At 47.4% G+C, this 7,950-nt stretch carries 5 protein-coding genes and 12 tRNA genes; all 17 read left to right on the top strand.

What is annotated here, in order from left to right; all coding sequences use genetic code 11:
* The first annotated feature begins 53 nt into the window (after positions 1-53).
* The 17 genes from CF651_RS07310 to CF651_RS07230 all read left to right on the top strand — a co-directional run bounded on the left by CF651_RS07310 (position 54) and on the right by CF651_RS07230 (position 7,926).
* Positions 54-129, top strand: a tRNA-Asn gene (locus tag CF651_RS07310).
* A gap of 3 nt (positions 130-132) precedes the next feature.
* Positions 133-208 (top strand) — tRNA-Thr (locus tag CF651_RS07305).
* A gap of 10 nt (positions 209-218) precedes the next feature.
* A tRNA-Glu gene (locus tag CF651_RS07300) sits at positions 219-293 on the top strand.
* Positions 294-308: 15 nt separating this feature from the next.
* Positions 309-384: transfer RNA gene (locus CF651_RS07295), tRNA-Val, on the top strand.
* Position 385: 1 nt separating this feature from the next.
* Positions 386-461 (top strand) — tRNA-Thr (locus CF651_RS07290).
* 7 nt (positions 462-468) lie between these two features.
* Positions 469-543: transfer RNA gene (locus tag CF651_RS07285), tRNA-Gln, on the top strand.
* Between the two features lie 6 nt (positions 544-549).
* Positions 550-625: transfer RNA gene (locus CF651_RS07280), tRNA-Lys, on the top strand.
* Between the two features lie 13 nt (positions 626-638).
* Positions 639-718 (top strand) — tRNA-Leu (locus CF651_RS07275).
* A gap of 8 nt (positions 719-726) precedes the next feature.
* Positions 727-801, top strand: a tRNA-Gly gene (locus CF651_RS07270).
* Between the two features lie 6 nt (positions 802-807).
* Positions 808-884 (top strand) — tRNA-Arg (locus tag CF651_RS07265).
* A gap of 57 nt (positions 885-941) precedes the next feature.
* Positions 942-1,018: transfer RNA gene (locus CF651_RS07260), tRNA-Pro, on the top strand.
* A 7-nt stretch (positions 1,019-1,025) separates the two neighbouring features.
* Positions 1,026-1,099, top strand: a tRNA-Gly gene (locus tag CF651_RS07255).
* A gap of 290 nt (positions 1,100-1,389) precedes the next feature.
* On the top strand, positions 1,390-4,179 hold the full coding sequence (ppc, locus tag CF651_RS07250; protein WP_094014199.1) for a phosphoenolpyruvate carboxylase: 2,790 nt from the start codon (positions 1,390-1,392) through the stop codon (positions 4,177-4,179).
* A gap of 268 nt (positions 4,180-4,447) precedes the next feature.
* Positions 4,448-5,014, top strand: a complete 567-nt coding sequence (gene sigW / locus CF651_RS07245; RefSeq protein ID WP_094014198.1) for an RNA polymerase sigma factor SigW — start codon at positions 4,448-4,450, stop codon at positions 5,012-5,014.
* 81 nt (positions 5,015-5,095) lie between these two features.
* The gene (locus tag CF651_RS07240) at positions 5,096-5,701 is read left to right on the top strand and encodes a zf-HC2 domain-containing protein (RefSeq protein ID WP_094014197.1); all 606 of its coding nucleotides are present in this window, start codon (positions 5,096-5,098) and stop codon (positions 5,699-5,701) included.
* Between the two features lie 143 nt (positions 5,702-5,844).
* Complete coding sequence (gene cdaA, locus CF651_RS07235; RefSeq protein WP_094014196.1) at positions 5,845-6,651, top strand: diadenylate cyclase CdaA; 807 nt, start codon at positions 5,845-5,847, stop codon at positions 6,649-6,651.
* Complete coding sequence (locus CF651_RS07230) at positions 6,652-7,926, top strand: CdaR family protein (RefSeq protein ID WP_094014195.1); 1,275 nt, start codon at positions 6,652-6,654, stop codon at positions 7,924-7,926.
* The last annotated feature ends 24 nt before the right edge of the window (positions 7,927-7,950 follow it).

Below are 7,950 nucleotides of genomic sequence, written 5' to 3'. Positions count from 1 at the left end.
TGGTTCTTGAACCGCAGGGTTCCGGGAGAGTAGGACGTCGCCAAGCACAATATTCCCTGATAGCTCAGTTGGTAGAGCACTCGACTGTTAATCGAGTTGTCACAGGTTCGAGTCCTGTTCGGGGAGCCACATGCTTCCATAGCTCAGTAGGTAGAGTGCATCCATGGTAAGGATGAGGTCACCGGTTCGATTCCGGTTGGAAGCTCCAGAAGTATCACGGCCCGTTGGTCAAGGGGTTAAGACACCTCCCTTTCACGGAGGTAACAGGGGTTCGAATCCCCTACGGGTCACCATTTTATTCCAATTATGGAGGCTTAGCTCAGCTGGGAGAGCATCTGCCTTACAAGCAGAGGGTCGGCGGTTCGATCCCGTCAGCCTCCACCACGCCGTTGTAGCTCAATTGGTAGAGCAACTGACTTGTAATCAGTAGGTTGGGGGTTCAAGTCCTCTCGACGGCACCAGTTTTATTGGGGATTAGCCAAGCGGTAAGGCAACGGACTTTGACTCCGTCATGCCTAGGTTCGAATCCTAGATCCCCAGCCATTGTTTGAGCCATTAGCTCAGTTGGTAGAGCACCTGACTTTTAATCAGGGTGTCGTAGGTTCGAGTCCTACATGGCTCACCATTTTTTCTCAAGCGCGCGTATGGCGGAATTGGCAGACGCACTAGACTTAGGATCTAGCGGGCGACCGTGGGGGTTCAAGTCCCTCTACGCGCATTGTTTTTGCGGAAGTGGCTCAGCGGTAGAGCATCGCCTTGCCAAGGCGAGGGTCGCGGGTTCGATTCCCGTCTTCCGCTCCATAAAATGTTCCCTTAGCTCAGCTGGATAGAGCGTTTGACTACGAATCAAAAGGCCGGGAGTTCGAATCTCTCAGGGAACGCCATATTTTTTAACAGCTTATGAAGTGAACTTGCTGCATACAGTACACTCCATATACCATCGGGACGTAGCTCAGCTTGGTAGAGCACCTGGTTTGGGACCAGGGGGTCGCATGTTCAAATCGTGTCGTCCCGACCATATTTTTGCGGGTGTAGTTCAATGGTAGAACTCCAGCCTTCCAAGCTGGTAGCGTGGGTTCGATTCCCATCACCCGCTCCATAATTACGTTAATGAGGACCGAAAGGTCTTTTTTTAATACCTACATATTTAACTACGCTAAAGTGTTAAAGCATAAGTGACTTATATAGCTAAGCACCGTTGTCTGGAATTTGTGGATGTAAAGCGCGCCTAGATGTTTATCAAGCTTTATGCGGCTTACAGCAGGGTTCGACAATGCTTGTGGAATTTTGGAAATGATATCTATGAAACTATTTACTAAATATACTGCATGGTAGCGCGGTATTGTGTTAAAATATTCAGTATGACCAAGGTAAGGATGGAGGAGAACCATGTCGGATTCAGTCAGCTTGAATAGCAAACATACGTCAAACAACCTACTACGTAGGGATGTACGGTTTTTGGGACACATTTTGGGAGAAGTGTTGGTTCATCAAGGTGGGAATGAGCTTTTAACCATCGTAGAAAATATTAGAGAGATGAGCAAGACGCTCCGTGCTCAGAATAGTTCGGATTTGTACAACGAATTTAAAGAAACGATCAATTCTTTGGCTCCTGAGAAGAGACATCAGGTGATTCGGGCATTTGCGATCTATTTCCAATTGATTAATATTGCCGAACAAAACCACAGGATTCGCCGCAAACGCGATTACGAGCGCTCAGCAGGCGAGGATGTACAGCCAGGCTCGATCGAGGACATTGTCCGCGGGTTGAAGCAGCAAAGCATTCCGTCTGAAGAAGTGCAAGAGATGATTCAAGGTATCTCCTTGGAGTTGGTTATGACGGCACACCCTACGGAAGCTTCGCGCCGTGCGGTATTGGATATTCACCAGCGTATCGCTAACGATGTGATGGAATTGGATAACCCGAGCCTCACTTTCCGCGAAAGAGAACAGCTTCGTAAAAAGCTGCTGGGTGAGGTTATTACCTTGTGGCAAACAGATGAGCTTCGGGATCGTAAGCCAACAGTTATTGATGAAGTAAACAACGGGCTTTATTTCTTCGATGAAACTTTATTTGATGTTCTGCCTGAGGTGTATCAGGAGCTGGAACGTTGTCTTCATAAATATTACCCAGAAGAGTCATGGCATGTGCCGACCTTCATGAAGTTCGGTTCCTGGATCGGTGGGGACCGTGACGGTAACCCGTCGGTAACTTCTAAGGTAACTTGGGAAGCTTTGACGATGCATCGCAAATTAGCTCTGCAAAAGTACGGAGAGCTGTTAAATGATTTCATGACACACTTGAGCTTCAGCAAAAATATTGTGGATGTGACTCAAGAGCTTCTGGATTCAATTCAATCCGACAAAGCCAATCTGGATCTTCGTTCGAATGAAGTATGGCGTAATGAAAAAGAGCCTTACCGGATTAAAATCGTATATATGATTGAGAAAATCCAGAACGCAGATAACCCTACTATTAGCGAGAAGCAAAAATACAACAATCCGGATGAGTTTATTGCGGATTTGAAGTTGATTGACCAAAGCTTGCGTAACCATTATGCGGATTTCATTGCCGACGAATATGTGACCAAATTGATTCGCCAAGTAGAGCTGTTTGGCTTCCATTTGGCTACTTTGGATGTGCGCCAGCACAGCAAAGAGCATGAATCGGCTATGACAGAAATTCTGGCGAAAATGAGCATTTGCGAAAACTACGCAGCGCTTCAAGAAGAAGAGAAAATTAAGCTGCTAGCTGAGCTGCTGAATGAGCCAAGACCGATCACATCTCCTTATATGGACTACACCGAGTCGACGATGGAATGTCTGAATGTGTACCGTGTAGTCGAACAGGCTCAGCAGGAATTCGGACGCAACTGTGTGTCCAGTTACCTCATTAGCATGACGCAAGGTGCCAGCGATTTGCTCGAGGTTCTCGTATTCGGTAAAGAAGCAGGCTTATACCGTCAAGAAGCCGATGGTTCGGTTGTTTGCACGCTGCAATCTGTTCCTTTGTTTGAGACGATCGATGACTTGCATGCTGCTCCTGATATTATGCGTACGTTATATCAAATTCCAGCTTATCGTAACAGCTTGCTCAGCACGAACCATTTGCAAGAAATTATGCTTGGATATTCCGACAGTAATAAAGACGGTGGCGTGATTACAGCGAACTGGGAGCTGCGCGTAGCTCTGCGTGACATTACAGCGGCAGCTAAAGAGTTTGGTGTGAAGCTGAAGTTCTTCCACGGTCGCGGCGGCGCATTGGGACGCGGCGGTATGCCATTGAACCGCAGTATTTTGGCTCAGCCTGCAGATACGATTGGCGGAGGCATTAAAATTACGGAGCAAGGTGAGGTACTTTCCTCCCGCTATTCCATGAAGGGCATTGCTTACCGCAGCCTAGAGCAGGCAACATCCGCATTGATTACAGCGGCCCTGTCGGCGCGTAACCCAAAAACGGATGAGTCTGAGGCTCACTGGGAAGCGATCATGAAGGACATTTCCGAGAAAGCACAGATCAAATACCAGGATCTGATTTTCCGCGATCCGGATTTCTTGACCTTCTTCAAGGAATCGACACCGCTGCCGGAAATCGGGGAACTGAATATCGGCTCCAGACCTTCGAAACGGAAAAACAGTGATCGATTTGAGGATCTTCGTGCGATCCCATGGGTATTTGCTTGGACGCAAAGCCGTTATCTGCTGCCGGCATGGTACGCTTCAGGTACAGGCTTGTACAGCTTCTACCAAGGCAAGGAAGAGAACTTGAAGGTATTGCAGGATATGTATCAAAACTGGTCCTTCTTCCGTTCATTGATTGACAATTTGCAAATGGCGTTAGCGAAAGCAGATCTGCAGATTGCCAAAGAATACGGCAGCATGATCAAAGATCCTGTTATCGCCGAGCGTATTTTTAAAGAAATTAGTGAAGAATATGTACGTACGTCGGAACTCATCTTGAGCATTACGGGACAACAGGAAATTCTGGATAATGTACCCGTGATTCAAGAGTCTATTCGATTGCGTAATCCATATGTCGATCCGCTTAGCTATATGCAGGTTCAGCTTCTTTCCGAGCTTAGAAGCGAGAAGGAGCAAAGTGATGACGATGCTCTGCTTCTGCGGGAGGTTTTGCTTACCATTAATGGTATTGCTGCAGGTCTTCGGAATACGGGTTGATGCCGGAGTTCCACCAAGCAACAATTGTGTCAAAGTCGGGTGGCCTGATCTATATGGGCTGCCTGACTTTTTTGCGTAAATTTCGAAACGTTGCTTCAACTGAAGCGTAACAAATTGTAGGTTGGGACTCCTGATGACTGTACTTGGCAGGTATGGTTTGGTATGATTTTCATATTGGCAGGAATGATCCTCGTTTATACAAGAGTAATGTCCTAACTAGGTCCGGTGCTAACGCGGGTTCAGGGCCGGAAGTCTGGAGGAATGTGGGTTGAACGAAATGGATGTGAGGCTCGCAAAACTGGCTCGTACCGGAGACAGGGCTGCGTTCGCCGAGCTAGTGGAATTGTATAAGGATAAAATATATCATCTGGCCTACCGGATGCTGCATCAAAAACAAGAAGCAGAGGAAATCGTTCAGGAAACGTTCCTGCGGGTTTATACAAATTTGGAGCGTTACGACGAGAATCAAAAGTTCTCAACTTGGATTTACCGTATTGGTACGAACCTGTGCATTGACCGCCTGAGGAAGCGGAAACCGAATTATTCTTTGGATGCCGAAATGAATGACGGGGAAGGTACGGATTGGTACTCCATGCTGCCTAGCAAAGAAGAAACGCCTGATGAACAGGTCGTGTTGTCAGAGACGCAGACGGAGATTCGAAAGTCAATCGATACCTTGCCTGAAAAATATAAATCCGTTGTGATCTTACGCTATTTGCAGGATTTGTCTCTGCAAGAAATCAGCGATGTTTTGTCGATGCCGGTAACGACGATCAAAACAAGGCTTCACCGCGGCAGAGAATATTTGCGTAAAAAATTGGAGCACGTATTGTAGTGTTTTTTTGAAACATATCGTTTGCTCTGACGTATTGTATAACACAAGCTATCATGGAGATAGAAAGGAGTGGCTATGCTCATGGAATGTAAAGAAGCCCTCCCTTTGATGCACGAATATTTGGACGGTGGCCTGAAAGGCTCTGAAGCTGTTGCCCTGAAGGAACACTTGCTTGGCTGTGCATCGTGCCGTCAGCGGCTGAAAGAGTTTGAGAAGGTAGAGGCGCTCATTCATGCCTGGCCGAATCCGGAGGTTCCAAGCGGGCTTACCGAACGCATTATGCAATCCTTACCACCTGTACGGCGTAAAAGCCCTTGGTGGGAATGGGTTCGACGTCATCCGGCGGCATCGGTCGCGGCGGTGTTTGTTATGGTCATGATGGGAAGCTTCATGTCACTGTGGAACGAGGATTCTGAGCTCATCGTTAAGGGAACGGATCTTCAGTCGGTTGTCATCCAAGGGAACACGGTCGTAGTGCCTGAAGGCAAAACGGTGGCCGGTAATTTAATGGTGGAGAACGGCAAGGTTCAGGTAGATGGGGACATTAAAGGCAATATTGTTGTGATCGACGGTTCTGTAAACATGGCCTCTACAGCCCACATATCCGGTCAAGTTACGGAAATCGACGAGGCGTTCAGCTGGCTCTGGTTCAAAATGAATGATTGGGCAGCCAATATATCAAAATAAGTAGGACATAGGTATCAATTTTCGAAAATCCTCCCTAAAAGATCCTTAGAAAGGGAGGGTTTTTTGTTCATCTTATGGTATGATTTAAGGAAGGGTCTACAGATACTAAAAATATAGCAGAGGTTTGGTTAGGGGCAGATGCGATGGATTTCATACCAGCCATCAGTATTAAAGATATCGTTGATATTTTGATCGTTAGTTATGTTATATATAATCTGATCTTATTGGTTCGGGGTACCAGGGCGATTCAATTGCTGAAAGGTATCTTCGTTGTAGTGGTCACTTGGGCGCTAAGTACCTGGTTCAAGCTGAATACCCTGCAGTGGATGATGAATCAGATGTTTACATTCGGGGTATTGGCGGTTATTATCATTTTCCAGCCGGAGCTCCGGCGCGCTCTGGAGCAGCTGGGCCGCGGTACGTTGTTCAGCCGAACTACGACCGAGGATGACCAGGAGCTGAACAAGCGGATTGGTGAAGTGCTTAAAGCGGTCAATTATTTAGCACGTAGAAAAATAGGGGCATTAATTGTATTTGAGCGGGAAACCGGCTTGAACGATTACATAGAATCGGGGATTTCGATTGAATCCCATATTAGCTCGGAGCTGCTGATCAATATTTTTATCCCGAACACGCCTTTACATGACGGTGCGGTTTTTTTGCGTAAAAATCAGTTGATGGCCGCAGGCTGCTATTTGCCGTTATCCGAAAATCCTTTTATTAGCAAGGAACTGGGAACCCGGCATCGTGCAGCCATCGGCATGAGTGAGGTGTCGGATGCGATCTGTGTCATTGTCTCGGAGGAAACCGGGCAAGTATCGCTTGCGATGAACGGACATATTTTGCGGGATATTAAGGAAGAGTCATTGCTGTCGAAATTATTTGAAGAATTAAAGTCGAAGACGAAGGCAAAAGAAAAGAGCTCCATTTGGAAATGGAGGCTGAAATAGATGGACCAATGGCTGCGCAATACGAATGTCGTCAAAGTGATCGCGCTCATTATCGGGATTATGCTGTGGGCGGTGGTTCACATGGAGGATAGTGCGCTTCCCGGCTCCGGAGGAACGGGTGTGAGGGAAGAGCAAATTACTAACGTTTCGGTTACGCCCAAATATGACAGCAGTCAGTTTTTTGTTGAAACCATAGAACCGTCTCAGGTAGTATTAACAATAACGGGAAAAGACTCGGCTTTGAAAAAAGCGATGAGCATAAGCAACTACTCCGTAGAGCTCGATTTGACAAAAGTCGGCAAAGGGGAGCATATTATGCCCTTAACGCCTGTCGGATTTCCTGCAAATGTGACGGTCAAAGTCAGTCCATCCAGTGCGAAGGTTATAATAGACGAGAAATCGAACAAGCAGATGCCGGTTACGGTCAATGTAACGGGTATTCCAGCAGTAGGTTTAAAGGCGGGGCAGCCCATCGTCAAACCTAACCGGGTGACGGTAACGATGCCAAGCGGTAGTATTGATGCAGTAGAATCCGTACGCGCAGACGTCAATGTAGAGAAAGCACAGGCGCCGGTATCCAGCAAGGTCCGTCTTGCTGCCTATGATAAGGACGGGAAGGTGCTGGAAATGGCCGCTATCAATCCTGCAGTCGTCGAGGTGGAGGTGCCGATTACAAGCCCGTTCACTACAGTGCCGCTGCAGCTCAAGCTCGTTGGCGAGCCGCCTAAAGGCTTCAGTGTAGCGTCTCTCGTTCAAAATACGGATAAAGTGACGGTATACGGTCCTCAGGATGTGTTGAACCGGCTGGAGTATTATGAAGGTCCGAGCATTAATCTGGCGGATTTGAAGGAAGAGAAGGAGTATGCCTTATCATTGGATATTCCTCCTCGTCCAAAGGTAACCCAGGTGGATCCGGCCAAGGTAGAAGTCAAGATCAGCATTGTGGCTTCAGCAACGAAAACATTGGAGCAGGTGCCGCTGTCGATCGTCGGTCAAAATGACGGCTTCGATACGAAGGTGGTTCTTCCTGAGAGTGGAAAGATTAATTTGTCTGTCGAAGGCGCGCCCGCTTTATTGGAAAAAGTGAAAGTGCAGGATGTGCAGGCGATTCTGGATGTGAGTAATTTGCCTCCAGGGCGCCACGAGCTGCCCGTAACATTGAACCTGCCTACCTTTATTAAAAAAGGAGCAGGGCAGGAATTTAAAGCAACGGTAGAGATCAGTGGCAAACAGGATGCGGCTGCAAAAGCATCAAGCGTGGCCAAACAACAATAATAGATGGGTGAATGACAAAGGGGA

The organism is Paenibacillus rigui (assembly GCF_002234615.1).
In the GTDB taxonomy this organism is placed as follows: domain Bacteria; phylum Bacillota; class Bacilli; order Paenibacillales; family NBRC-103111; genus Paenibacillus_S; species Paenibacillus_S rigui.
The sequence above is the reverse complement of the archived record's forward strand: the minus strand, read 5'-3'. Positions and strand labels throughout refer to the sequence as shown.

What these genes read in the sequence shown, in the direction of transcription:
- ppc (WP_094014199.1), top strand. Translation starts at nt 1,390, where the DNA reads ATGTCGGATTCAGTCAGCTTGAATAGCAAACATACGTCAAACAACCTA.
- CF651_RS07240 (WP_094014197.1), top strand. Translation starts at nt 5,096, where the DNA reads ATGGAATGTAAAGAAGCCCTCCCTTTGATGCACGAATATTTGGACGGT.
- cdaA (WP_094014196.1), top strand. Translation starts at nt 5,845, where the DNA reads ATGGATTTCATACCAGCCATCAGTATTAAAGATATCGTTGATATTTTG.
- CF651_RS07230 (WP_094014195.1), top strand. Translation starts at nt 6,652, where the DNA reads ATGGACCAATGGCTGCGCAATACGAATGTCGTCAAAGTGATCGCGCTC.